21 protein-coding genes and 1 pseudogene are annotated in these 23391 nt (G+C 54.5%); 11 read left to right on the top strand and 11 right to left on the bottom strand.

Annotated features, from left to right (window positions below; translation table 11 throughout):
- Window positions 1–47: 47 nt before the first annotated feature.
- The 8 genes from JFT66_RS29095 (at window position 48) to JFT66_RS29060 (ending at window position 7968) form a co-directional block, all read left to right on the top strand.
- Window positions 48–725 carry a type 1 glutamine amidotransferase domain-containing protein gene (locus tag JFT66_RS29095; protein WP_038443625.1) on the top strand — a complete coding sequence of 226 codons (678 nt, stop codon included), beginning with the start codon at window positions 48–50 and terminating at the stop codon, window positions 723–725.
- A gap of 10 nt (window positions 726–735) precedes the next feature.
- Window positions 736–1029, top strand: coding sequence for a DUF1330 domain-containing protein (locus tag JFT66_RS29090; RefSeq protein WP_010562395.1), 294 nt, complete (start codon window positions 736–738; stop codon window positions 1027–1029).
- Between the two features lie 93 nt (window positions 1030–1122).
- Window positions 1123–2514 (top strand): NAD-dependent succinate-semialdehyde dehydrogenase, encoded by a 1392-nt coding sequence (locus JFT66_RS29085; RefSeq protein WP_045061817.1) that lies wholly within the window; start codon window positions 1123–1125, stop codon window positions 2512–2514.
- A gap of 260 nt (window positions 2515–2774) precedes the next feature.
- A complete protein-coding gene (locus JFT66_RS29080; RefSeq protein WP_010562393.1) occupies window positions 2775–4274 on the top strand; it encodes an aldehyde dehydrogenase family protein in 1500 nt (499 codons plus the stop codon).
- A 63-nt stretch (window positions 4275–4337) separates the two neighbouring features.
- Window positions 4338–5462, top strand: a complete 1125-nt coding sequence (locus tag JFT66_RS29075; RefSeq protein WP_045057438.1) for an alkene reductase — start codon at window positions 4338–4340, stop codon at window positions 5460–5462.
- A gap of 66 nt (window positions 5463–5528) precedes the next feature.
- Window positions 5529–6512, top strand: coding sequence for an LLM class oxidoreductase (locus JFT66_RS29070; protein WP_010562391.1), 984 nt, complete (start codon window positions 5529–5531; stop codon window positions 6510–6512).
- Between the two features lie 138 nt (window positions 6513–6650).
- Window positions 6651–6956, top strand: a complete 306-nt coding sequence (locus tag JFT66_RS29065) for an ArsR/SmtB family transcription factor (RefSeq protein WP_010562390.1) — start codon at window positions 6651–6653, stop codon at window positions 6954–6956.
- 412 nt (window positions 6957–7368) lie between these two features.
- Window positions 7369–7968 carry a nucleotidyltransferase family protein gene (locus tag JFT66_RS29060; RefSeq protein WP_038443632.1) on the top strand — a complete coding sequence of 200 codons (600 nt, stop codon included), beginning with the start codon at window positions 7369–7371 and terminating at the stop codon, window positions 7966–7968.
- Here JFT66_RS29060 and JFT66_RS29055 read toward each other — a convergent pair.
- The 8 genes from JFT66_RS29055 to JFT66_RS29015 form a co-directional block, all read right to left on the bottom strand.
- The gene (locus JFT66_RS29055) at window positions 7946–8914 is read right to left on the bottom strand and encodes a GTP 3',8-cyclase MoaA (protein WP_045057437.1); all 969 of its coding nucleotides are present in this window, start codon (window positions 8912–8914) and stop codon (window positions 7946–7948) included. The genes JFT66_RS29060 and JFT66_RS29055 overlap by 23 nt on opposite strands.
- A complete protein-coding gene (locus JFT66_RS29050) occupies window positions 8911–9249 on the bottom strand; it encodes a putative quinol monooxygenase (protein ID WP_038443633.1) in 339 nt (112 codons plus the stop codon). Before JFT66_RS29050 ends, JFT66_RS29055 begins: the two co-directional genes overlap by 4 nt.
- A 28-nt stretch (window positions 9250–9277) precedes the next feature.
- Window positions 9278–10483 carry an XdhC family protein gene (locus tag JFT66_RS29045; protein WP_038443635.1) on the bottom strand — a complete coding sequence of 402 codons (1206 nt, stop codon included), beginning with the start codon at window positions 10481–10483 and terminating at the stop codon, window positions 9278–9280.
- Window positions 10484–10496: 13 nt separating this feature from the next.
- Entirely contained in the window at window positions 10497–11717 is a 1221-nt protein-coding gene (locus JFT66_RS29040; protein WP_198860583.1) for a cytochrome c, read from the bottom strand.
- 10 nt (window positions 11718–11727) lie between these two features.
- A complete protein-coding gene (locus JFT66_RS29035; protein WP_010562383.1) occupies window positions 11728–13920 on the bottom strand; it encodes a xanthine dehydrogenase family protein molybdopterin-binding subunit in 2193 nt (730 codons plus the stop codon).
- Between the two features lies 1 nt (window position 13921).
- Entirely contained in the window at window positions 13922–14383 is a 462-nt protein-coding gene (locus tag JFT66_RS29030; protein WP_198860582.1) for a (2Fe-2S)-binding protein, read from the bottom strand.
- A gap of 462 nt (window positions 14384–14845) precedes the next feature.
- Window positions 14846–15880: an NADP-dependent oxidoreductase gene (locus tag JFT66_RS29020; RefSeq protein WP_010562380.1), complete on the bottom strand. Its 1035-nt coding sequence runs from the start codon at window positions 15878–15880 to the stop codon at window positions 14846–14848.
- A 119-nt stretch (window positions 15881–15999) separates the two neighbouring features.
- Window positions 16000–16593 carry a TetR/AcrR family transcriptional regulator gene (locus tag JFT66_RS29015; RefSeq protein ID WP_010562379.1) on the bottom strand — a complete coding sequence of 198 codons (594 nt, stop codon included), beginning with the start codon at window positions 16591–16593 and terminating at the stop codon, window positions 16000–16002.
- Between the two features lie 403 nt (window positions 16594–16996).
- On the opposite strand from JFT66_RS29015, the gene JFT66_RS29010 reads away from it, so the two are divergent.
- Together JFT66_RS29010 and JFT66_RS29975 are read left to right on the top strand one after the other, a co-directional pair.
- A complete protein-coding gene (locus JFT66_RS29010; RefSeq protein ID WP_169878815.1) occupies window positions 16997–17620 on the top strand; it encodes a glutathione S-transferase family protein in 624 nt (207 codons plus the stop codon).
- A gap of 439 nt (window positions 17621–18059) precedes the next feature.
- A pseudogene (locus JFT66_RS29975) lies at window positions 18060–18215 on the top strand (IS5/IS1182 family transposase); the annotation flags it as partial.
- Between the two features lie 222 nt (window positions 18216–18437).
- Here the strand turns inward: JFT66_RS29975 and JFT66_RS29005 are convergent.
- Entirely contained in the window at window positions 18438–18845 is a 408-nt protein-coding gene (locus JFT66_RS29005) for a carboxymuconolactone decarboxylase family protein (protein WP_010562376.1), read from the bottom strand.
- Between the two features lie 50 nt (window positions 18846–18895).
- On the opposite strand from JFT66_RS29005, the gene JFT66_RS29000 reads away from it, so the two are divergent.
- Complete coding sequence (locus tag JFT66_RS29000) at window positions 18896–19759, top strand: TetR/AcrR family transcriptional regulator (protein WP_233098363.1); 864 nt, start codon at window positions 18896–18898, stop codon at window positions 19757–19759.
- A 415-nt stretch (window positions 19760–20174) separates the two neighbouring features.
- On the opposite strand, the gene JFT66_RS28995 is transcribed toward JFT66_RS29000, so the two are convergent.
- Both JFT66_RS28995 and JFT66_RS28990 read right to left on the bottom strand, forming a co-directional pair.
- Complete coding sequence (locus JFT66_RS28995; protein WP_127882194.1) at window positions 20175–21815, bottom strand: MFS transporter; 1641 nt, start codon at window positions 21813–21815, stop codon at window positions 20175–20177.
- Window positions 21812–22864 (bottom strand): HlyD family secretion protein, encoded by a 1053-nt coding sequence (locus JFT66_RS28990; protein ID WP_181196944.1) that lies wholly within the window; start codon window positions 22862–22864, stop codon window positions 21812–21814. Before JFT66_RS28990 ends, JFT66_RS28995 begins: the two co-directional genes overlap by 4 nt.
- Window positions 22865–23391: the final 527 nt, after the last annotated feature.

Genomic DNA, 23391 nt, shown 5'->3' with positions numbered 1-23391 from the left:
CGCATTACAAAACATCCACAAGCATGCACAACTGCAAGGTATACGACATGAAGATTCTCCTCGTTCTGACTTCCCACGACCAGCTTGGTGACACTGGCGAGAAGACCGGTTTCTGGCTCGAAGAGCTGGCCGCGCCTTACTACGCCTTCATCGACGCTGGCGTGCAAGTGACCCTAGCATCGCCGAAAGGCGGTCAACCACCCATCGACCCAAAGAGCAATGAGCCCGACTTCCAGACAGACGCCACCCGTCGCTTTCAGACCGATTCAGTCGCCACTCACGCGCTGGCCAACACCGAGAAACTGAGCGACGTGATCAGTTCCGAGTTTGATGCGGTGTTCTACCCTGGCGGCCATGGCCCACTGTGGGATCTTGCGGAGAACACCTTTTCTATCTCTCTGATCGAGCAATCAATCCAATCCGGCAAACCTGTCGGAGCGGTTTGTCACGCACCAGCGGTTTTGCGCCATGTCAAGTGTGTAGATGGCAAACCTCTGGTTGCAGGCAAGACAGTAACCGGTTTCAGCAATAGCGAGGAGGCTGCGGTGGGTCTAACTCAAATCGTGCCTTTCCTGGTAGAGGATATGCTCAAGGCAAATGGTGGGCGCTATACCAAGGGTGCTGACTGGAGCGTTCATGTCGAAGTCGATGGGTTGCTCGTAACTGGCCAGAACCCAGCTTCCTCTGAAGCTACGGCTCACTCGCTGCTCAAACTGTTGGCCTGAGACTACGTCAATGTCCGCCTACGTAGTCTTCACACGTGAACACACCACAGACGAGGCTGAGTTGAAACTCTATGCCCGTAAAGCACCGGCGGCACGCCAGGGTCGGAACCTCACACCATTGGCCTTCTACGGCCAACTGGAGGTGCTCGAAGGCGGACCGATTGAGGGCGCAGTCATTCTTCAATTTCCGGACATAGCAGCAGCTCGAGAGTGGTACTCCAGCCCCGCCTACCAAGAGGCACTGCAACATCGTCTTAAAGGTGCGGTTTACAGAGTATTCCTGATTGATGGCATCAATCATTAGTAAATGCACCAAAATATTCCCGCAGTTTAGGTCCTGTCTACTTACCAGCCTCATTAACAAATCAAATTTACTTAAAATTACTGGAGAAACAGCATGGCATACGCATCCGTTAATCCCTATACAGGTGAAGTTCTAAAAAGTTTTCCAGATGCAACAGATATTCAGATTGAACAGGCTCTTGAGGCGTCTCACAACGCATTTCTTGTCTGGAAGAATTGCTCAATCGCAGAGCGTGGGGCCGTCCTTCAGCGAGCTGCCGACCTGCTGCGCGCGCGAGCAAACGACTATGCCCGGTTGCTAACACTGGAAATGGGCAAGATCACTGCCGAAGCATTAGGTGAAGTAGAAATCTCAGCAAGTATCTTTGAGTATTACGTTAAACATGCAGAAGCTTTGTTAACTCCGCAGAAGCTGCCGGTAGCCGACCCAGCCGAGGGTGAAGCAATCTTGGTCCATGAGCCGTTGGGCACTATCCTGGCCATTGAACCATGGAACTTTCCTTACTATCAAATTGCTCGCATTCTCGCACCACAGTTGGCAGCGGGTAATACCGTGCTGCTCAAACATGCTTCAAACGTACCGCAATGTGCCGAAGCTTTCGAACAACTACTGCTTGATGCTGGTCTACCTGCTGGCGCATTCAGCAACATGTACGCAACTCGCCAGCAAATCGAGACAATCCTCAACGACTCTCGAGTACACGGGGTGGCACTGACCGGTTCCGAAGGCGCAGGTGCCATCATCGCCTCCCAGGCTGGCAAGGCACTGAAGAAATCTACATTGGAACTGGGGGGGGCAGATGCCTTCATAGTTCTGCGCGACGCTGAACTGAAAAAGACCGTGAAGTGGGCTGTTGTAGGCCGTCACTGGAATGCTGGACAGGTGTGCATATCATCCAAACGCATGATTGTAGTGGAAGAAGTCTACGATGAGTTCCTGCGCCTTTATGCCGAAGGTGTAGCACAACTGAAGGCCGGCGACCCGTTCGATCCGGAAACAAATCTAGCCCCCCTGTCATCTCAAACTGCCGCCGACGAAATCCGCGCGAAGATTCGTGAAGCAGTCAACTACGGTGCTACGGCCACCGAGGTTGGGCCCAAGGTACCAAGCAAGGGTGCATTTGTTCAACCGACCATTCTGACCAACCTGACGCCTGATAACCCTGCCTACTACTGGGAGTTCTTCGGTCCAGTCTCGATGATCTTACGAGCTAAAGACGAAGAAGACGCGATAGTTATCGCCAACGACTCTCCGTTCGGGCTCGGTGGTTCGGTATTCACCGCAGACGCCCAGCATGGTGTTGAGGTTGCTAAGCGCATCGAGACAGGCATGGTGTTCGTCAATCACCCAACGTCATCGAAAGCCGACCTACCTTTCGGCGGAATCAAAAGATCTGGTTACGGTCGCGAGCTGATTGGTTTGGGAATCAAGGAATTCGTCAACCACAAGCTGATTAACGTCATGGATATCGACGCGCCGTTCTGACTTACATCTTCACCTCAATGCAAACAGGCCTCAGTGCTTTTATGCAGCAGCCCCCCCTCTTCGATGAAGAGATCGGGGGGGGGCTGGACTACGTTGCCAAGCCTGGCGCGCAGCACAGCGCGCTCCCCGCCGATCCAGAAGCAGGCTGAAAAAGTGCGGCGATAGGAATGCCTGCGCGAATACACAACTACATATTGACATATATCAATATCTCAAATAATCTCAACCAAACCCATCGCACTTACCTCAGGAGGTAACCCATGCAAAATTCCAGTGATACCCATCCGAGCTACCTTCCCGACAACAGCTACGGCCTGTTTATCGACAACCAGTGGGTGGCGGCCGAAAATGGTGAAACCCTCGACATTATCAACCCCGCCAACGGAAAAATTCTCACCAACATCCCAAACGCCACAGCTGCCGACGTCGACCGCGCGGTGCAGGCCGCAAAACGCGCCTTCGTGACCTGGCGTACCACCTCGCCAGCGGAACGCGCCAATGCGTTGTTGAAGATCGCCGACCTGCTGGAAGCCGATGCCGATCGGTTCGCCGTTCTGGAAACCCTTGATGTAGGCAAACCCATTCGTGAAAGTCGCTCCGTCGACATCCCACTGGCGATTGATCATTTCCGCTACTTCGCCGGCGCAATCCGCAGCCAATCGGATGAGGCGGTCATGCTGGATGAGCAAACACTCAGCATCGCTCTCAGTGAACCCCTCGGCGTCGTGGGCCAAGTGATTCCGTGGAACTTCCCGCTTCTTATGGCCGCCTGGAAGATCGCTCCAGCCATCGCGGCGGGTAACACCGTAGTCATCAAACCTTCTGAGCTAACCCCGGTAACCATCCTTGAACTGGCGAAGATCTTCGCCAAGGTACTTCCGGCCGGCGTGGTCAACATCGTCACAGGCTTAGGCACCTCAGTTGGCCAGGCCCTACTGGATCATCCAGACCTGCGCAAGCTTGCCTTCACTGGCTCGACGCGTGTCGGCGAACTCGTCGCCAATGCGGCAGCGAAGAAAATCATTCCTGCCACCCTTGAACTGGGCGGCAAGTCAGCCAACATCGTTTTCCCCGATGCGAACTGGGACAAGGCCGTGGAAGGCGCAGTCCTCGCCATCCTGTGGAACCAAGGCCAAGTCTGCGAATCCGGCGCACGGCTGTTCGTTCACGAGTCCATCTACGAGCAATTCCTGGCTGAGCTCAAGCATAAGTTCGAAGCTGTGCGTGTGGGTGACCCATTGAACCCAGACACCATGATGGGCGCACAGGTCAGCAAGACCCAGATGGAACGGATCCTCGGCTACGTTGATATCGCCAAACAGGAAGGTGCCGAGGTACTGATCGGCGGCGGTCGCCTTACAGGTGCCGATTACGATGCCGGCTTCTTCATCCAGCCAACGATTCTGGTCGGTGTTCGCAACGATATGCGCGTCGCCTACGAGGAAATTTTCGGCCCTGTTCTGTGCGTCATTCCTTTCAAGGATGAAGCGGAGGTCATCGCCATGGCCAACGACTCCGAGTACGGCCTAGCGGGCGCAGTCTGGACCCAAGACATCAACCGGGCGTTACGTGTGGCACGCGCGGTGGAAACCGGACGTATGTGGGTAAATACCTACCATGAGATCCCTGCCCACGCCCCCTTTGGTGGCTATAAGAAATCTGGCCTAGGACGGGAAACTCACAAGTCAATGCTGGAAGCCTACAGCCAGAAGAAGAACATCTACGTCAGCCTCAACGAAGCACCGCTCGGGCTCTTCTGACCTCGCTGATCCATGTTTTTTTGACCTATAACATCGAATATTTTAGATATGCAGGTAAACGAAATGACACAATCAGAACTTTTTAAAACCACTCAGCTGGGCCCATACACCCTCAAGAACCGTATCGTTCTGCCGCCACTGACGCGTTCGCGCAGCTCCCAACCCGGCAATATTGCGAACGACCTAATGGCCACATATTACCGTCAGCGCAGCGGTGCTGGCTTCATGGTGACCGAGGGCACACAGATCGAACCCCGAGGACAGGGTTATGCCTGGACACCCGGCATTCATAGCCCAGAACAGATACAAGGCTGGCGTAAGGTCACCGACGCTGTTCACGCCGAAGGGGGGGTGATCTTTGCTCAACTTTGGCATGTAGGCCGCGTGTCGCACACATCGCTGCAACCCGGTGGTGAAGCGCCCGTCGCGCCATCAGCCATCCGCGCGGACAACGTCAAGGTGTTCATCGAAACTGGCCCCGGCACGGGTGCACTGGCCGACCCATCGACCCCCCGAGCCCTGTCCACCAAGGAGGTAAAGGAACTGGTTGAGCTCTACGCCCAAGCAGCCCGAAATGCTTTGGACGCAGGTTTTGACGGGGTGGAGCTTCACTGCGCGAACGGGTACCTGGTAAACCAGTTCATTTCGGCCCATACCAACCAGCGTGATGATGAATATGGCGGTTCGCTGCAGAACCGTCTTCGCTTCCTGCGCGAAATCACCCTGGCCGTTGCTGGTGTCGTCGGCAAGGAGCGCATGGGAGTTCGCTTCGCCCCGCTGTTCGCGACCACAGACGAAGACCGCGTATACCTTGGCCTGGTCGAAGAAGATCCTCACCAAACCTACATCGAGGCAGTGAAGATCCTCGAGGAAGTGGGCATTGCCTACCTGTCGCTCGCCGAAGCCGATTGGGAAAACGCACCCGAGCTGCCTGAGACGTTCCGGGAAGATGTTCGTAAGACCTTCAGCGGCAAGATTCTCTATGCCGGCAAGTACACCGCTGAACGAGGAAATCGCGTGATAAAAGCTGGCTGGGGCGACCTGATCGCTTTTGGTCGCCCCTTCATTGCGAACCCCGACCTGCCCGCTCGTATCGCCAACAACTGGCCGCTTCACCCAGTTGATCCAAGCAGCATGTACGGCGGTACCGATAAGGGCTACACCGACTACCCGACTTACAAATCCTAAACGCTCAATGCCACGCCCCATAACTCAGGGGCGTGGCTCAGCGTTTGCTGACCGAGGAAGTTAAGCATGTACCAACCGAGCACGATCCCCTACCAAGAGCATAGGGGATTCAAACGAACCTTCAGGCAGGGTCATCTAAGCCTTGGGCTGTTCTTTCCCCTAGAGGCTTTCGAAGGTGATACACCGAGCATGCTAGATCAGGTCGCGCTGGCCAAACGTGCAGAGGCACTTGGTTTTTCGGCGCTCTGGTTTCGCGACGTCCCACTCAGGGACCCAAGCTTCGGCGATGTCGGCCAGGTTTTCGACCCTTGGGTGTATCTGGGCTACATGGCAGCCCATACAACAGAAATCGCACTAGGTACCGCCTCCATCGCCCTTACTTTGCGTAATCCCTTGCACACGGCAAAGGCCGCAGCGAGCATTGATCAGTTGAGCGGAGGTCGCTTGCTCCTGGGAGTAGCCTCTGGCGATCGTCCCGTGGAGTTTCCCGCATTCAGCATTGATCCAGAAAAGCGTGGCGAGACCTTTCAAGAAAACTTCAATGTGATACGCCAAGCCCATCGAACACACTTCGAGCCCATTCGCTGGAGTGGCGGCGAGTTAGTGGGGGCCGACCTCGTTCCCAAACCTACGACTCGGGAAATACCGCTATTCGTAACCGGACACAGCCGCCAGCCGCTCGATTGGATCGCACGTGAAAGCCATGGATGGATCAACTATCCACGTCCGCCAAAAATACAGCGACTGATCGTGGAGGATTGGCGACAGGAAATAGTTAAACAGTGTGGCACTATCTACAAGCCGTTCTTGCAATCGCTTTATATCGACCTGGACGAACACCCGTCCACGCCGCCCTCGCATATCCATCTAGGATTTCGACTAGGACGTAACCACCTTCGGGCCTTGCTGGATACACTTCAGGAAATCGGTGTAGATCACGTCATCCTGAACCTCAAGTATGGTAAACGCCCCGCAGCAGAGGTTATCGAGGAACTTGGCAAGCATATCGTCCCGCAATTCGGCGTCCAGGCTTCTGATAGTGCTGCCTGACAGAGCAACAATACTTCAGCCAGGAGCGGCCAGTCCTTGCAACAGACGGCGGGCGCAGAGGTCACGTCAATACCTTCCATTTTTCTGCGCAAACCCGGAAGATATCTAAATATCGCAAAAAACAGGTATCAACATTCCATGACCATTGACGTCAACGAAGCACTGAAAGCATTGGCAAACCCGATGCGCCTTGCCATCCTCAATTGGCTCAAGGATCCCAGGACAATCTTTCCAGAGCAGGAGGTCGACCCAGAAACGGTAGGCGTGTGCGTCAGTATCATCCAAGAGCGCACGGGCCTCTCGCAGTCCACCACATCGCTTTATCTCGCAGCTCTGCAGCGCGCGCAATTGGTGACATCGCAGCGGATCGGCCCCTGGACCTACTACAAACGCCACGACGAAAATATCGATGCCTTTTTCAAAGCGCTGCAAGAAAAAATCTAAGACTGAAGAAACCTTGTATTTCTGGCTGATTTCAGTGCTTGCCGATTTCAAAAACAGCAATCTGACCAAGTAACGATCAACTAACCCGTTCATTTATGAGTTTTTAGCCGCAGCGAGCATTTGGTAGCGGGTATACTCTGCATTACGCCCCCATCTCGCCTGGGGTGATCAGCAAATACCGGCCAGCCAGGACATGTGCAGGTTCGACAGATCGAACAACTTGACCTGTGGCGCGGCGTTCTTCACTACCCAGTGGAAACGCACTTTGGTTTCGCCAAACTGTCACTTAATCACTCTGAAACCGGAGCGGTATACGCAAAATACTGCACATTCCAGAGAGAAGCGCGAAGCCTCCTAGTGGTCTTTTACGGCCGACCTTCTTCTTCAGGGGGCAGCATAGGATTTTTTCAACATGACAGAACCGCACCGCAAGCCTGAGTATGTCGGCCTAGTTCTCGCCGCCGGCTCCGGGCAACGCTTCGGCAGCGACAAACGCCTTGCCCAGCTGGCAGACGGCAACAGCCTTTTGCGCGCGACGTTGTTGCGCGCGAAAGAAGCCTTCAGCGATGTTCGAGTCGTATTAAAGGCTGAGGATGATGCAGAGGCCTTGGCTATTCCGCATGGCATTCATCTGGTACGTGCGGCCCACGCCAAACAGGGCATGGGCTCAAGCCTGGCCGCCGGCATCCAGAGCCTGGCAAATACGCAGGCCACTGCGGTGGCGGTGCTGCTCGGGGATATGCCGTGGATTACTCTCGCAACGCTGTTGCAGTTGCGCGCGCATGCGCACGCTGAACATATTGTTGTCGCTTACTGCGATGGCCAGCGCGGACACCCCGTGCTGTTCGGCCGGCGCTTTTGGCCGGAGCTGATGCAACTGCAAGGGGAGAATGGGGCCAAGGCTTTAATCGCCACCCATGCGCAACAGGTGATAGAAGTGACGCTTGCTGATAGGGGCATCCTGCTGGACGTCGACAAGCCGGCCGACCTTAGCCACCCACCGATTTCATAATCAGGGCACTGCCGGTAAAAGTGGCGTCTTGTTTGTCCTGCAGCGCACGACTGAGCAACCCTTTCAGTTGCGGCTGCGCCTGCTCAGTCGGCAGATCCAACAGCGCGCCCATAAAATGTCCGCGATTGGATGATAGGCATCCGTATAACCAGCCCGTAGACGACAACCGCAGACGACTGCAGCTCCGGCAAAAGGGCGCGCTTTCGTTGGCAATAATACCGAACGCCCCGCGCTCGCCCACGCTATAACGCAGCGCAGTGGCATCTAGCGCTGCCTCGGTTTGTGTGAAGACATAACACTCGCCGATAAGCTCCAGCAGCTCGCGCTGGCCGACGAACTGGGTACGAAAAGCCTCTGCATGCTGGGCCAGATGGCCCATGCGCATCAGCTCGATAAAGCGCAATTCGTAGCCCTGCTCCAGGCAGAACGCCAACATGGGCATGACCTGGTCGAGGTTGCTGCCACGCATCGGCACCATATTGATTTTGATGCTCATACCAGATCGACGCGCCAGCTCAATGCCGTTAAGCACAGTCTGCAGATCGCCGCCCTTTGCGATCTTGCGGAAGGCGCGCGGGTCAAGTGTGTCGAGGGACACATTGACCCGCTGGATGCCCGCGCTGCGCAATAACGGCAACTTGCCGGCCAGCAATTGTCCATTAGTGGTCAGGCTGATGTCCTGCAACGCTAGCGCACCGATGCCCTGCAGAAAAGGCTCCAGCCGATCACTCAGCAGCGGCTCACCGCCGGTAATGCGCAGCGCGTCGATACCGGCGACATCCCTGAGCAGTTCGACGGCGCGCAGCATCGACGCGGCCGCCAGCTCATCACGCGCGGCCACCAAGCGGCGGCCATCGGCCACACAGTAGGTGCAGGCGTAATTGCAGGCAGCCGTGAGGCTCAGGCGAAGTTTGCGGAAACGCCGACCCTGTCGATCGACGATCACCCTGCCATGTCCGTGTCGAAGCCAGTGGCTGACTCGCCATCCTCAGCCAACGCCTCCAGCACATAAACCTGACGATCGCTCAGCAGCTCGCCAAGGGCATTGGCCATGGTCGTGTAATGGGGCATCTGCCGATGAAGCGCTATCGCCTCATGGCTTGCCCAGCGCTCGACGAAGACAAACCGTCCGACCTGTTCAATGCACCGACTCAGGACGTAAGACAGGCAACCGTCTTCGGCCCGAGAGGGCTGCACGCAAGCTCGCAGAATCTGCTCGACCTGCTGCTCTTTGCCGCCTTTGGCGGTCAGTATCGCTACAACGCGTATGGTTTGATTCACGCTGATAGGTTCCTCGGTTGATCAGTCGTCAAGGCTGCACGGCGAACCGCCGATAAGCCTCTGCAGCAAAAGCGATTTCGGTTTCGGTCTCGCTAGCGATCAGCACTGGGTCGCTATCATGGATACTCGCGGACCTGAAACGCAGGCTGCCACCATTGCGACCATTGAGCACCGCCTGAATTTCCGCCAGCATCGCCATAGCCACGCTTTCCGGAGTGTCGCCGCCCAGGTCCAGGCCAATCGGATAATGCAAACACGCCAGCCCTGGCAACTCGCCCTGCTGCTCGTGGATACCGGCCAGCAGGCGCTCGGTGCGCTCACGCGGGCCCAACTGCCCTACATAACAGGGCTCACTGTGCAACACTCCCTGCAGCCAGTGCGCGTCTTGCACCAAGCTGTGAGTCATCACCGCCACCGCTGCGCCGCGTACAAGTTCACGGTAGGCGAAAGGTTGCTCAACATCGCCAACCAGCACCTGGTCAGCGTCGGGAAAACGCTCTGCTCGGGCAAAGTGTGACCGCCCATCGATGATTGTCACATGCCAGCCCAAGAGCTTGGCCATGCGCACCAGCGGCTGGGCATCATGGCCCGCACCAAACACTACCAAACGCCGCACGGGCGGCAGGTACTCCATAAGCACTTCAATCTTGCCGGTGCCATTCGGGTAAAGATATCGGGATGACTTTCCACGCACCAAGGTCTGTTGGAGATCAATCCTGATCTGCTCAGCCAGCGCCGACTGCAGCAACTCGCCCTCGGCGCTTTGTCCTGACACTAATAACAGGCGATCACCTAACCGGTGTGAACCATCAGCCGAGCTGGCGATCACCGTGGCGATGGCCGCCGGTTGCTGGGTGTCGCGAACGCCAAGCAACGCAGTAATCAACGCGCAAGGACCACTGGCAGGCAGCCGCTCGAACAATACGTGAACCTTACCGTTGCAGCCCAGCCCGAAACTAAGCGCTTCCTCACTGCCCTCATCCGCCTCGGAGGTGCTGTAGCTACGCAGTGCAGGCCCAGCTTCAGTTAACCACCAGGCTTTTCTGGCGACTTCCGCCTCCAGGCAGCCACCACTGATGGTCCCCTCGGGCCTGCCGAAGCGCGAGACTAGCATCCGCGCTCCTGGTCGCCGATACGCAGAGCCGTCGACTTTTACCACGGTCGCAAGCACCGCTTCTCGGCCAGCATTGCGCTCCGCCAGGAGTACATCCAGCAGTGGAATCAGACAAGACATGAGGCACCTCGGCTCAATGAAGGGACTCGGTACGGCGCTTAGCCACAGCTTGCTCCGATACCTGCGCACCAGTCTCGCCAAAGCGCTTCAGTACGAAGCTGCTCAGCGCAGCCAATTCCTGGTCGGAGTAAATGGTCCCGAACGACGGCATGCGTCGATCTACCCGGGTGTCGGTCGAACCATGCCCATTTAGCAGGATGCCCAGCAAATTACTGGCGGCAGGATCGTTGACCGTCTTTAGACCCCGTAGCATGGCAGTCTGACTCTGGTTTCCGGTCCCGTCCCAGCGGTGACAACTAGAACAGGCTTCGGCGAACAGTTTATTGCCAAGGGCATTGTCGCCCCCCTGCGGTGCAAGCTTAGCCTGCTGCGGACGAGCCACACCTTCGCTGCGCGCCGGTGAGTCCTTGAGATAAACGGCGATCGCGTGACGATCGGCGTCGGTCAGATGGCTCAGACTGTGCTCCACCACCTCCGCCATCGGCCCGGTGGACAACCCGAATCCTGGCGCCGCGCCGTCCTTCAAGTAACGCGCCAGCACGTCCGTGGGCCAGGCACCGACGCCATGTATCGGGTCAGAGCTGATGTTGTAAGCGTTCCAACCCTGTATCAGGTTACCGGCAAGCGAACGGTCTTTGCTGACAGCTTGGAACAGGTTCCGAGGCGAATGGCACTCACCACAGTGGCCAGGACCTTCCACTAGGTATTTGCCTCGATTCCACTCGGTAGAGTGCTGGGCCTCGGTTTCAAATTGCTTGTCGTCCAGGAACAGCATATTCCAGAAAAACATCCCCCAACGCTGATTGAACGGGAAGTTCAGCTGGTTCTCTTGAGCCACCTGCTCGATTGGCTCCAGGCTATCGAGATAGCTTTTGATGGCCAGGATGTCGTCACGCGACATCTTGCTGTAGGACGTATAAGGGAATGCTGGATAGTAGTGTTTGCCATCGCGCCCCACGCCGGTTCGCAGCGCGCTAACGAACTCATCATCAGTCCAGGCTCCGATGCCAGTTTGCTTATCTGGAGTGATATTGGGCGAAAAAAGCGAGCCGAATGGCAGCTTAAATTCGACACCACCGGTGAAGGGTTTACCACCGGGCACGGTATGGCAAGCCACGCAATTTGCAGCGCGCGCAAGATACTCGCCCCTGGCAAGTATGTCCTCCTGCGCATACGCAAACTGCGCCACCAGGAATCCGCTAGCGAGCAATAGCCAACTTGTTATCAAATTCATGAGTAACTCCTCAAACCGGATAGTAGCCAGCACGGCTAAGTGGTAACCGACGAATGCGCGTACCGGAAGCAGCGTAGAGAGCGTTAACCAAAGCTGGACCGATCAGCGCAGTACCGGCTTCCCCGACTCCGCCCGGTGCTTCCAGGCTAGGCAGCAGGTGCACCTCAACTGCTGGCGCCTCACTTATGCGCAGCTGCCGATAGTTGTGGAAGTTGGTCTGCTGAACCTGACCGTTCTCGATAAGAATTTCGTTGAACAACGAAGCAGACAGACCGAATAATGTCCCACCTTCAACCTGCGCCAAGACCGACGTCGGGTTAGTCGCGAAGCCGCAGTCCACAACACTGATCAAGCGTTTAATGCGCAAGCCAAATTCACCCTGCATCTCAAGCTCAACGAGAGTTGCTACATAGCTGCCAAACACCGAACTTACTGCCACACCCCGACCCTGCCCAGCAGGTAAAGACTGGTACCAGTCACTCTTCTCAGCAAGTAAGCGCAGCACCGCCTGGGCACGTGGCTGGTCCGCCAACAGCTCCAAACGGTAGACCACCGGGTCGGCCTTGGCATTGTGCGCCAGCTCATCAATAAAACACTCAAGGGCATAGGTCCCCCGCAGAGGGCCCACGCCTCGCCACCAGGACACGGGCACGACACTCGGCTCCTGGCGGATATAGCGAACCTGCAAATGCGGCAGGCGGTAGATGGGTTCCACCGCGACTTCAACGGCATCGGCATCCACGCCGCTGGGAGGCAAGCTGCCGGCATAGCGGGCGAGAATCGAGGCACCAGCGATACGGTGTTCCCAGCCCAGCGGACGCCCCTGCTTATCGAGGGCGGCTTGCATACGATCGGCATAGAGCGGCCGATAGAGGTCGTGGGTCATGTCCTCCTCACGGCTCCAGACCAGCTTGATCGGGTAATCGACCTGACGCGCGATGGCCACTGCTTGGGTGATGAAGTCGAACTCCAGACGCCGGCCAAATGCCCCACCGATCAATTGATTGTGCACCTGGATTTTTTCCAAGGGCAGCCCGGTGACTTGGGCGGCCGTCTGTTGGGCGAAGACCGGCACTTGGGTGCCCACCCATAGCTCGCACGCATCTTTACGCACATGGGCCACGCAGCTCATGGGCTCAAGCGGCGAATGCGACAACAGCGCTTGCTCGTAAACGGCCTCGAACTGGCTGGAAGATCCCTGTTTGGCTTGCTCAATATCGCCTGTGCGCTTAGCGACCACGCCATCACGGCTACTTGCGGCTAGCAGCTCCTGATCCAGTTGCTTTGATCCGATAGTAGCGTTCGACCCAAGTTCCCACTCGATCTTTAACGCTTTGATGGCCTGCTGGCAGGCCCAAAAGTTACTTGCGGTAACGGCCACGGCATTGTCCAAACGCACGATGTCGCGCACCCCTAACACCCGTCGCGCCTCAGTTTCATCAACCGAACGCAGCCGTCCGCCATACACCGGACAGGTGATGCTGGAGGCCACCAGCATCCCGGGGATTTGCAGGTCAATGGTAAAGCGCGCCTTGCCGTTGACCTTCGCGGGCGTGTCCAGGCGTTGCGCGGGAGTGCCCAACAGCTTGAACTGCTCGGGGGTTTTCAGCGGCACCGCGTCGGGCAACGGCAGCGTCGCAGCGGCCTCGACCAAATCGCCGTAGTCAGCCTGCAGGCCTTTGGGGCCAAACACCTGGCCATTCTGCGCATGACACAGGCTCGGCGCGACGCGCCATTGCAGCGCTGCCGCCTGAATCAACAGAATGCGCGCTGTAGCGCCCGCCCGACGCAGCGGCTCCCAGGTGTAACGGGTAGAGGTCGAGCCACCAGTGGCCTGAAACTGAAGCAGGGTATCGGTATACAGTGCGGAGTTCGGTGGGGCCTCCTGGATTACTACCTTATCCAAATCGACCTCAAGCTCCTCCGCCACCATCATTGCAATACCAGTTTGCGCGCCCTGACCCATTTCAATCTTCGGCGAGATCACCGTGACCACGCCATCTGGGCCCACCCGCACAAAGGCCCCGAACCCCTCAGCGGAGCGATCACCCAGCCGGCCTAAGGCAGCAGCCTCGGAGGCAGCGCTTTTGGACACCAACGGCGGTAGCCAGGTACTCAACACCAAGCCGCCGACCGCGATACCGCTGCCTTGCAAGAGACGGCGACGGGACATATCAACATTCATTTCGATTGTCTTCTTCATCTCACGCCTCCTCTACACGGCCAACACTGTGGATGGCTGTGCGAATACGGGTGTAGGTGGCGCAGCGACAAAGATTGCCTGCCATTGCAGCATCAATCGCCTGATCGTCTGGCGCGGGCTGGCTCTGCAGCAGAGCAGTGGCCGCCATGATCTGCCCTGACTGACAGTAACCGCATTGCACCACCTCATGCGCCAGCCAAGCCTGTTGAACGGCTTGACCGACAGCAGTCTCACCGATGGCTTCAATGGTGGTGATTGAGCCGCCCGTCAAAGCAGCAACAGGGGTCACGCACGAACGTATCGGCTGACCATCAAGATGCACGGTGCAAACGCCACACTGAGCAATACCACAGCCGTATTTTGTCCCGGTGAGGCCAAGCACATCGCGTAAGACCCAAAGCAGAGGCATATCCTGCGGCACGTCGACTTGGTGCGACTGTCCATTGATGATTAGCGTTTGCATCTTCATTCCTCAGACTAGTATTTTTAATGCCGACAACCTTAGTTATCGCTTTAATCATGTGGGTGCGGTATGGGAAGCAGGCCAAAACAGCCTCATACGTTCACGAATTAATCCGCCTTAAACGGGCAACCAACCACCCGGCCAGCGGAAAGGAGACAAGCTGGGTGATTGGTACCAATACCAGCACCTCCACCAATACCATTACTGGGAAACTCAAATCACGGGTCAGCGGGGCTAATATACTCAGCACCAACAAAAGCGTTGGGTAAAGCCCCAAGCAGCCAACCAGTACACGCCAGAACGCGGCGTTTATTTGATGCGAGCGCTTACTGCGTGCGTGCATAATCCCCCCACAGGCATTACTTGTACTTAGTGGCCTGGATCTTTTTAAATAAAAAAGCCCTACCAGCAAGGAGCTTGAGCTGGCAGAGCAAAAAACACTGTCATTCCAACAACAGGCAATCAGTCTTCACTTACCCGAACCACTAGCTTGCCAAAATTACGCCCCTCTAGCAGGCCGATAAAGGCCTTAGGCGCCTCCTCTAGACCACTCACCAATTCTTCACGATACTTAATCCGGCCCTGCGCAAACCAGCTTGACATATCGTTAAAGAATTCGTCGTAGCGGTGCGCGTAATCATCAAAAATAATGAAGCCTTGGACTTTAATACGCTTACGCAGAATAGCCCCCATCAAGGCAGGCGAGCGATCTGGCCCGTCGGGTAAAGCGGTATCGTTGTAGTGCGCAATAATTCCGCAGACCGGCACTCGGGCCTTGGCATTGAGCAGCGGCAGCACAGCATCGAAGACTTTTCCACCGACATTCTCGAAGTAAATGTCGATACCCGACGGGCAGGCCTTGGCCAGTTGCTCGGCGAAGTCCGGCGCTCGATGATCGAGGCAGGCGTCGAAACCTAGCACCTCGACAGCATGCCGGCACTTTTCCGCCCCTCCGGCCACACCGACCACATGACAGCCCTTGATCTTGCCGATTTGCCCGACAGTCGCACCGACCGGCCCGGTAGCAGCCGCCACCACCAGCGTTTCACCCGCCTGCGGCCGACCAATATCCAGTAAGCCCATGTATGCGGTGAAGCCTGGCATTCCAAATATGCCCAATGCATAAGACGGCTGCGCTGGCGAATCGCCCAAAGGGGTCAGGTCGCTGCCATCAGACAGCGCATAGTCCTGCCAACCACTAAAAGACAGCACCCAGTCATTCACTTTATAGGCATGATGCTTTGAGGCAACCACACGACATACAGTGCCCCCCACCATTACTCCGCCCACTTCGACAGGAGGGGCATAGGACGGCGCATCACTCATGCGACCACGCATGTAAGGGTCTAGCGATAGATAGATAGTACGCAGAAGTACCTGCCCCTCTGCGGGTTCAGGAATTGGACCTTGTTCAATAAGAAAATTCGCTTCGACAGGCGCACCATGTGGACGCGATGCCAGAACAACGCTTCGATTGATTTGCTTTGATTGAGACATCTTCACACTCCTTGGATGGCGGGGAAAAACAACCGCATCAACGGAAAAATTAGACCAGTCTGCTATTTTTCACATAAAAAAGCCACCCTACCGAGGCGGGAGGGTGGGCGATCTCGTAATCACGCCTCCTCAGGGACCAGCATCATCAGAGTAGTAGCCATGGCATTTTCTAGCGACCGACTGTTACGGTGCAGCTTGCTCAGCAGGCTTGCACCAAGCCAAAGCTGGTATAGCGCCAAGGCCGTTCGGTAAGCATCACCTTGCGGCAAAGAACCGTCTAGTTGACCCTGCTCAAGACAGCCAGAAATACGTTCAATTATCTGATCTGTTCCGTCACGGAGAGTGAGGCGCATAACCTCCGAAAGATCTGCAACCTCAGCGCTCAGTTTAACTACAAGACACTTTTGCTCATCGCAGGGCTTACAATAGCTTTCAAGCCATTTCTGCCAATATCCCATAAGCCGCTCACGGGCTGTATTGCCGGTAGCGGCAAATCGTTCATCCATGTTCGCCAGATAATTGCGAAAGTAATCCTCGAGCAAGCACTGCCCGTACTGCTCCTTGGATTTGAAGTAATGATAGAACGAACCTTTTGGCACACTTGCGGCTTGCAGAATCTCGTTAAGCCCAACACCCGTGAACCCCTTAACCACCATCATTCGGTGACCCGTATCGAGCAAATGTTGGCGCGTATCATCGTAACGTGGTTTCATCAGTGCAAGCTACCATAAAATAGACCAGTCGTCTATGTGAGATTTTTGCTCCAGTGATTGTAGCAATTGTTGATGGCCGCCGCAGGTCTAAACACCAACCCACGCTCGGCATCCTCATAGCGCCGCAGTACACGCAAAGAACCAATCCTAAGCCTCCCAAAGCTCCTTGGATTTCTGTGGGCGCACTCCTCTCTCGCTAGAAGACAAGCATCGAGATGCAGATCTCAAAGGACTCGGAGCGGACCGTAAGTGCTATCGGAGCATTCAGCCCACCAGAATAGTAGACTGGTCGCATATTGACAGATACAATTTCTTGCCTACTCGTTGCGAGTCCGCAAATTAACTATCGATAGCCTCAGACAATGCACATTTCCCTTACCGAGATCACTCAGAAGGCGTAAAAATGATGATAAAACTTCACCACCTCAATGACTCAAGGTCGTTTCGTATTCTGTGGCTGCTGGAAGAAATAGGCCAACCATATGAAATTATTCGGTATCAGCGTGATAAAAAAACACATCTAGCCCCCGAGACACTGAGGGGCATTCACCCCCTAGGCAAATCTCCAGTTATCGAGCTTGATGGAAAAATAATTGCGGAGTCAGGCGCGATCGCAGAAATCCTGATAAAAAAATTCGCACCTCATTTAGCACCAACAGAAAGCTCTGCAGAATACCTTGACTACTTACAATGGATCCATTTCTCAGAAAGCTCGGCAATGCTTCCGTTCTTACTGAAAATATTTAATGAGTTTGAAACACAATCTGGAACCGAACTAAAATTCCTTAACAACTACGCCGAAGCTGAATTCAATAAAGTTTTTTCCTATCTAAACAACCACTTGAATAACAAAAAGTTTTTAATCGAGGAGAGACTCACAGGAGCAGACTTCATGCTGGGATTTGTGGTGAAAGGCGCGCTCAACCTGCTCAAATCCAAGAGCGAATTTCCACATATTGAAACCTACATTAAAAACCTTGAAAACCAGAAAAGTTACAAGCTAGCGCTGGATATAGACGCGAAGTGAGTTTAGCTTTTTAACAAATAGCTGTGGCAGACTCTCAAACTGCCATGGCTCTCACCATCATGAAGCTAAGACCACCAAAGCTGACATCCTTCAAGTGACGGAACACTGGAGTGATGATCAACCTGCTTAAAAGCTTGTCAGTAACCAGGCTTAAAAATTTACTCAGCTAACGATGAATACGGCTGTTACGTCAGAGCCAGACCGGGCGTCGCTTCGCAGCTACACAATAGCAAGCACAGGCTTACATGTTGGAGCTTATTGAAAAATGACCCTAGAAGGATTTATGTTTTTGTGTCCCAGTGGCAGTGGATAAGCTTGGCAGTAGTATCCCGATTGAAGTCGCATCGACACCCACTGCAGGTAGGCATGCGATTCAGAGCGACGTATATAACGAGCCTACAGAAGCGAGCGGTAAAGTAATTTTGAATAAGTTCTAACACCCTTTCCAATGATCAATAGCCAGTTCAGTTTTGTGAAAACACGCTTCCCTAGCCTGGCAAAGGACACGGCACATCTGGCGACGCGATTTGCAATGTCGAATCTGTGGATGGCATTCCGACATTTAGCGAGCGATACAGGAGAGGTGTGCCTGTAATATAGGGAATAGCCACCGCGAGGTTCTCACGGCGGCTAATAAAGATAGGAATGAGTGAGTGATCTGAGCGTTTTGGATCAAATCGGCACTTTCAAAATTGAAGGCAGCCGAATTTTACAAAAAAATATGACTACCTCAGACCACCCCTAGCCGGGCCTTCCAAACATCGCAGAGCCTTGTTTTATTCTCGAGCTCCCTACTAAAAAAGCAACAGATAACACTTTAAGCATCGAGCACTGCAAATACTTCTCCAGCAGACTGAATCGCCGCTAGTGCAGCAGGAACTCCGGCAGCTATACCTATTTGGATAATTGTGTCAATAATTTCCTGACGCGAAACACCGGCACGCAAGGCTGAGCCAATTCGCAGTTTCAGAATGGGAGCAGCAGTTGCTCCTAGCGCAACACATCCAGCTACCATAATGAGTTCTCTGGTACGCAGATCTAACGAACTCTGCCCATAGACATCGGCAAATTCCCACTCCATAACAAATCGGCCTATAGCAGGAGCAAGGTCCTTTAGCCCGTCCAAGAATTCACTAGAACGCAGCCCAGTGATCTCCTCAAACGCCGCCTGGCCAGCAAGGAAACGCTGATCGTTGACTGATACAGTTTCGGGGGCTTTAGCCATTACAGAAATCCTCCTAATTGATTTGAAATGCGCTTCAGTTTGTCCGCAACGTGAATAATTACCGGATGGTAATTATAGGGCAAAAAATCAACCGATCAATAGTTATTTACCAATCAGTAATTAGCGAGCGTGGTGCGACATTTCACTGCAAAGCGTCCCACCTTGTTTACCAAGCGATTGTCTATCGTTATGCTGAAAGCATGATCAGATCACCACAATCGAAACGCAAATGTGCCCCCGCCGAGACGATCGACGACTCCTCGAGGCCAACGCCAAACAAACGCAAACGCATGCCCCCCCAAGAGCGTGAGAGGGAGATTATTGAAGAGGCGGTACGCTTTTTCGCCGAGGTCGGATTCGAAGGTACCCTACGCGAGTTAGCCGAACGCCTTGGAATCACACACCAGAACCTGTTTCGTTATTTCGCAACGAAAGAGGCGTTGATAGATAGAGTGTACCAAGAGGTCTACCTTAGCCGCTGGCAACCTGAATGGGAGGCAATGCTAAAGCAGCCTGGAAAGACCTTGGAAGCGCGATTAATCGACTTTTACAAGGCATATTTGCCTGCGATCTTTCGATATGACTGGGTTAGGATTTTTATTTTTGCAGGACTCAAGGGCGTCGGCATCAGTCAACGTTATCTTTCCCTAATCCAGACCAAAGTGATCGAACCAGTGGCGATGGAATTACGTGAGCTTTCCTGCGAAAAGCCACCCGGTGAGACCTTATCGTCGGCTGAGCTTGAAGTTGCATGGGGATTACACGGTGAATTATTTTATCTTGCCCAACGTCGCTGGGTATATGACATGACAGTTCCGGAAGATCTGGATCGTTTTATCGAAATATCTATCATTCGCTTCCTGCATGGAGCACCTGCTGCCATGCAGGCATTGACGCGCGACGGAGCTAACTAAAAGTTGCGACGCCAGCTCACACGATTAAATCGTCCCGCTCACGCGCACCGCCAATCACTCCGACGGCTCCTATAACAGTACCGTCGCGAAGCAACTGTATTCGCCAAGAATATATCGCAACTGCCCCCCCCTCCCCGTTCGAACTATTTATAGCGAAGAGTGGTCCGCCTGACTGAATATATCGAGCCATATCTAAAGGGCTAATACCGAACTCACCAATCCGGATATGCGCGATTAAATCCTCTCCAGCGTCCTCCACCGCAATCCTCATCGGCTGATTGATTCGCTCAGTCTTAAATTGCGCCGCCGCAATAGACTAAAGGGCATTATTCAGACTCAACATCAATGAAGTCCTTTGAGTATGGATACCATTAAATATCATACACTCTGGCGAGAGTGCTAATAAGCACGGTACTCAAGCGTGGCGGACATTAGAACTGGGATGTCCCGATCCGTAGGGCATCATAAATGCCGCCAACACTGCACCTATTAATGTAACCACAGCGATCGCTGCCAAGGTATCGGCATGCGCCAAAATCTGAGATTGAAGCCGCACATTACTAGCTAGTAGATGCAATGCCTGTTCCGTCGCCTGATCACTGCCGCTGGACCGCATACTGACTGCCGAGATAAGGGCATCCAGCCTCGCTGAAACAGCGGCCGAGGATGTGCTCACATGATCCATAAGTACATTAGATCGGGTTTGCTCACGTACTCGATCCAAAGTGCTAACCCAAGCCAAACCCGCCGTACCGCAGATACTGCGCATAACATTGAATGCCATAGCAGCATGCAATCCCTCGCGCGGCAAAAGATCACCAACATACAAATACAGTAGTGGCAACAAGATCAGGGGCAGCCCTAAGCCCTGCAATATCTGCCCAATGCGCAACTCATCGCCCTCCCATGAGCCGTCGATGTTCAAGCTGTCATGCAGAGCACCCGTGGCGACCAATACGCCCCCCAATACAAGTAAACGACGGGGACCTCCCAACCATTTCCTATCCAAGCACACTACCGCGCCCGCAAAACTAATCAATTGCGGCCAGCCTGCATCCCACAGCACCGCTCCCAATTCGCGCGGATGATAGCTGTGTATCTGTATAAGGAATTGGGGAATCACATAGCTGCAACCTGTCACAGCGACACTGAAAGGCAAAATTCCCAAAATGCCCAGTACTATATTGCGTCTCGACAGCAGTTCTACATTAAGCAGGCGATCATGCCTCACTCTGACCACGTGATATATAAATCCGCATATGGCAACCGTACCGGCGAATAGCAACACTCTAATTGGGGTTGCCTGTAACCAATCAAGCCGATTACCCTGATCGAAAGCACAGGCGAGCATGCCAAGCCCGCCAACGAACAGGAGCATTCCAAACCGATCCATATGAAGCAAAGGCCGCAAACGCAGTCTTTCGCGCGGCAGACCATAGAAACCCGCGATCAATGCGAATATGCCAGGCAGAAGGTTTGCGAGAAACAGTGCGCGCCATCCCCAGTGGTCGAGCAGCCAGCCTGTGATTGCAGCGGCCAACTGCGGGGCCAGAGTCGAGGCGGAGATATACAGTGCCAAAGCAAGAGCACGATGCCTAGCCGGTAGAGTTCGCAATAGCGCAACTATCGCCATCGGTAATAGGACCCCGCCGGCCATACCCTGTGCAAAGCGAACGATGATCTGAGCAGCATAAGGAGGGCTGAACGCCATTAATACCGAGGTAGCCATAAAGAGCAACGTTGCCCCTAACAACACCCGTCGAAGTGATAACGCAGTTGCCAACCAGCAGCCAATCACCACGCCGACTACATCTCCAGCGGCATAAGCTGAAGAAAGCAAAGTACCTTCGTCAACCCCCAGGCCTAAACCACCCCGTACATCGGCAAATCCCAGCACAACGTATCGGGCACCGAGCACGGTCATCCAGGCTGCAGCAATAGCGGCCACGCAGGCCGAAAAACGCCGACGATCCCATCGAATCAAAGATCCGGGAAAAAGTCGCGACTTCAGCCGACTATTCACTTCTGATACGGCAAGGCCTAAAGAGTCACTCACACCCGCCCTCGCAGCCAGCCGGTTAACCAATCAATAAAATTTCCTGAACTCAGTCCGGTTGATGTGTGAATGGTCGTAGTAACGGACATACCCGGGAGCAGAGAGGACTGCGAATCCTGACTCGGGTCAAGTGTGATCTTCACCGGAAAACGCTGAACTACCTTAGTGAAATTACCTGTCGCATTGTCGGCTGGAAGCAAAGCAAACTGCGCCCCGCTGGCAGGCTGAAGACTGTCAACCTTACCTTCGAATGCTTGGCCAGGCAGACTGTCAACCAAAATAGTAACGCGCTGTCCTGGGCGTATATGCGTTATCTCGCTTTCCCTAAAATTTGCGACCACCCAAACATGTGGCAGCGGAACTACATCGGCGATCAGCGTTCCGGTGCGCACATACATACCAGGACGCACATGACGCTCGCCAATGACGCCATCAACCGGAGACGTGATACGTGTCCAGCCAAGATCTATATTGCGCAGATTCAGACTCGACTGTGCAGCCTGAAGATTGGCTCTCGCCTTGTTTATACTCGCATTGCTCATTTTCTCCCGCTGTTGCGCCGCCATCCACTCGGCGCGCCTCTGGGCAAGATTAGCGCTCAAACGCTTAACGTCTGCATCAATACCATCAACCTGCTGGCGAGACACCGATCCACTTGGCAGTAAAGCATGATAGCGACTGTGATCAGCAACTGCGCGATCCAACTCAGCTTGTAAAGCCCGTAAGGATGCCGCAGCCGCTTCTACTTGAATCTGTTGATATTGCTTTTGGCTGAGAGATTCGACCAGCGCGGCAGCGGCTAAATCAGACTTAGCCTGAGCTTCGGCGACCTTTTCTCGATAATCAGCATCCTGCACTAATGCCAACAAATCGCCAGAACGCACTCTCTGATTGTCGCGGATCGGCACATCCACGAGATATCCTTCAACGTGTGATACTAGCGGGGTCAGATCGGCCCGGACGTAGGCATCATCAGTAGTCACACTATCCCTGTACGGAATCGGGTACCAGACTGCCACCGCAGAAGCGAACAGCACGGACGATGCCATAGCGAAGCGCCTTGACATTCGCACTCTGGTTGTAACAAGCGGCCAACCCACTATTAACGCCCATCTACTTTTTATTCTGCGACGAGATCTGCACGTCGCATCCCCACTTTTTGCCGCAGATTGTCGGAGCATCTACAACCACCATTAATTACCATTTGGTAATTATAGGTCTTGAGATCGGCAAGTCAACCCGAGTTCAGTTACCGCAAGCACCAGCTGTTACCGATCGAAATCACATCCGAAAATATTTCAGATCTATATCACCTACGTGAACGCCCCACGGTATCGACTGCTGTCGGGGATTTGGCGTGCTCACTTTTGGCTCAGCACGCTCATCACTGGAGAGGATCTGCGTATGTATAACCCGTGCCCAAGCTGTAACTCTGGACGCGTCGTCACGAAAAATATCGGTAAACAAACGGGTGGATTAATTGGTGCGGCAGGCGGTGTGGCCAGCGGTGCCGCCGGCGCCCTTTCAGGCGCAGAAGCCGGCGCGGTGCTGGGAGTAGTCGGCGGGCCGGTGGGAA

The organism is Pseudomonas sp. MF6755, assembly GCF_016405635.1.
Classification (GTDB): Bacteria; Pseudomonadota; Gammaproteobacteria; order Pseudomonadales; family Pseudomonadaceae; genus Aquipseudomonas; species Aquipseudomonas haemolytica.
The sequence above is the reverse complement of the archived record's forward strand: the minus strand, read 5'-3'. Positions and strand labels throughout refer to the sequence as shown.